A 2220-nucleotide genomic window follows, 5' to 3' on the forward strand; every position below is an offset into this window, starting at 1 on the left:
CCCGGTTGCCCGTCTCGATCGCCTCGACCAGCTCGTACGCCTCCTCCAGCGCGTACTTGGCGAGGCCCTCGTGGGTCTGGCGGGAGGTCCACGGGCAGTCGGCGCGGACCCGGTCCATCACCTGGACCAGGTCCAGCAGCCGGGCGCCCGGCAGGTCGTAGGAGGCGGGCAGCAGCTCCAGGTCCGGCATCCGGACGCGGCCGGAGCCGGCCAGCCGGGCCAGGCCGTCGGTCAGCGCGGGCTCGCCCTCGCCGCCGGCGACCACCACCACGGTGCGCCCGCCGTCCGCCGCGTCGACCAGTTCCCCGGCGGGGAGGGACACCTCCTCCACCGTCACCCCCGCCTCGCGCAGGTACGGCAGCTGCGGGTGCGCGCCGTCCGCGCAGAGCACCCGGTCCGCCTCGCGCAGCACGCGCCAGGCGGGCCAGGACAGCAGTCCGGGGGCGACCCGGTGACTGGTGGTGAGCAGGACGACGCGGCCGGGGGTGTCCTCGGAGCTGTTGACGTTCACCCTTCGAACGTAACGCAGCGCCGCGGCACACCCGGCCGGGGGCGGCCGGTCAGGCCTCGACGTCCTTCACCCACGGCGTCCGCAGGTCCGCCCGGGCGCTCTTCTCCGCGTCCCAGGTGCCGTAGCGCGGGTTGATCTCGATGCCGAGGTCCTTGGACGAGGCGGCCAGCGCCCCGGTGAACGCGGGGCTGTCGGTCTCGGTGCCCAGCCGCTGGGCCAGCTCGCTCGCCGCGACCTGGAGGCGGAGGTTCTCCTCCAGCCTCCCGGGGGCGACGCCGTACTGCTGGAGCCAGGTGTTCTCCAGGCCCTGGCGGCCGCCGAGCTGCCGTTCCAGGTTGATCCGCAGGTCCTGGACCTCCCTGGGCGTGACGGTGACGCCCGCCTCGTCGGCGGCGTGGTGCAGCACCCGGTCGAGGACCATGGCCTGCACGGTGAACCGGGCCAGCGACCCGGTCTGGGCGACGACCTGCCGGTACTGCTCGTCCTCGGTGACGACGGCGCGCTGCGCGTCGCGCACCTCACGCACCCGCTCCTCGACCTGAGCCTGGGTGATCCGCTCCCCGCCCACCACGGCCGCGGCGCCGGGATGCGCGTCGGATCCGCAGGCGGTGAGCAGTGGCGCCGCGAGAGCGGCGGAAAGGAGGAGCGCGGTACGGCGACGACGGCGTTGCAAGGAAACCTCCCGTTGGAGTTTGTGCTTCGGTGCACAAAGTCTTGCGGTGATCGATGGTAGGCAGCGCCGGGGCTGTGAACCAGCCCTCGGCGCCAACGTCGTGCCAACGATCGGGACGTCCTGCCGAAACGTCACCCGTCCCCCGGCGCGCGCGACCTGCCCGACGGCGGGAGCGCCGGCCATGGCCGGACCACGTGATCCGCCGGATCCGGTCCGCCCGCCACCGGCTCTCCGGCATACTCCGTTCGATGCGACATGAGCGAACGCGGTGGCTGCCGGCTGTCCTGGCGTCGGCGTTGCTGCTGCCCGTCCCGGCGTGCTCGTCCGGTGCCGCCGGGTGCGAGGAGGCGTTCACCGCGGTGACGACGTCGACGCCCGGCGTCGCTTCCGCGGAGTTCGACTGCAGCGACCGGTTCGGTGGTGGCTGGCAGCGTGGTGACGTGGTGGTCGAGGCGACCACCGAGGCCGAGGCCGTCACGGTGATGGAGGCGGTCCTGCGGGCCTACGCCGCGTCGCCCGACATCGAGGACCGCTGGTCCACCCCGCAGGAGTACAGGAACGAGGACGGGTCGGTCGTCGTCGGCCCGGGGGACCTCGGGTTCAACGGCCCGCCGAACGTCCGCCAGGTGCGCGAGCACTTCCGCGTCACGCCCGGCTGACACCGCCGCGCCCGGCGGACACCGTCACCGCCGGTACCGGTGCAACCGGGGGAACCGGGGGAACTCCCGGTCAGTCGCCCATCTGGCCGAGCCACTGGAGGGTGCGGCGGAGGTCGCCGACCAGGGGGTGGGCCGGGCCGTGGAGGCGTTCCACGTCGAGGGCCAGGCGGGCGAGGGTGTCGTGGGCCGCCTGACGGTCGCCGAGGGCGAGCAGGAGGTGGCCGATGCGGCGGCGCAGGTCGTGGGCGCGGGACCGGTCACCGCCCGCGTACGGGTTCTCGTAGGCGGGCAGCAGCGCCCGGTACTCGGCGAGCGCGGCGGTGGCCTCGCCGAGCTGTTCCAGGCAGAGCGCCGCGTCGAAGCGGAAGCCGAGCGCC

At 74.3% G+C, this 2220-nt stretch carries 2 protein-coding genes and 2 pseudogenes; 1 reads left to right on the forward strand and 3 read right to left on the reverse strand.

Translation table 11 applies throughout. From position 1 onward, the window contains the following. A pseudogene (locus HW445_RS27810) lies at positions 1 to 511 on the reverse strand (nucleoside triphosphate pyrophosphohydrolase); the annotation flags it as partial. A gap of 49 nt (positions 512 to 560) precedes the next feature. Next, positions 561 to 1184, reverse strand: coding sequence for a SurA N-terminal domain-containing protein (locus tag HW445_RS27815; RefSeq protein WP_257231329.1), 624 nt, complete (start codon positions 1182 to 1184; stop codon positions 561 to 563). Positions 1185 to 1432: 248 nt separating this feature from the next. On the opposite strand from HW445_RS27815, the gene HW445_RS27820 reads away from it, so the two are divergent. After that, on the forward strand, positions 1433 to 1843 hold the full coding sequence (locus HW445_RS27820) for a hypothetical protein (RefSeq protein WP_180223626.1): 411 nt from the start codon (positions 1433 to 1435) through the stop codon (positions 1841 to 1843). Positions 1844 to 1913: 70 nt separating this feature from the next. On the opposite strand, the pseudogene HW445_RS27825 reads toward HW445_RS27820, so the two are convergent. Further along, positions 1914 to 2220 (reverse strand): annotated as a pseudogene (locus tag HW445_RS27825) (serine/threonine protein kinase); the annotation flags it as partial.

It is taken from the genome of Streptomyces sp. UH6 (assembly GCF_013421635.1).
GTDB lineage: Bacteria > Actinomycetota > Actinomycetes > Streptomycetales > Streptomycetaceae > Streptomyces > Streptomyces abyssomicinicus.

What these genes read in the sequence shown, in the direction of transcription:
- HW445_RS27820 (WP_180223626.1), top strand. Translation starts at nt 1,433, where the DNA reads ATGCGACATGAGCGAACGCGGTGGCTGCCGGCTGTCCTGGCGTCGGCG.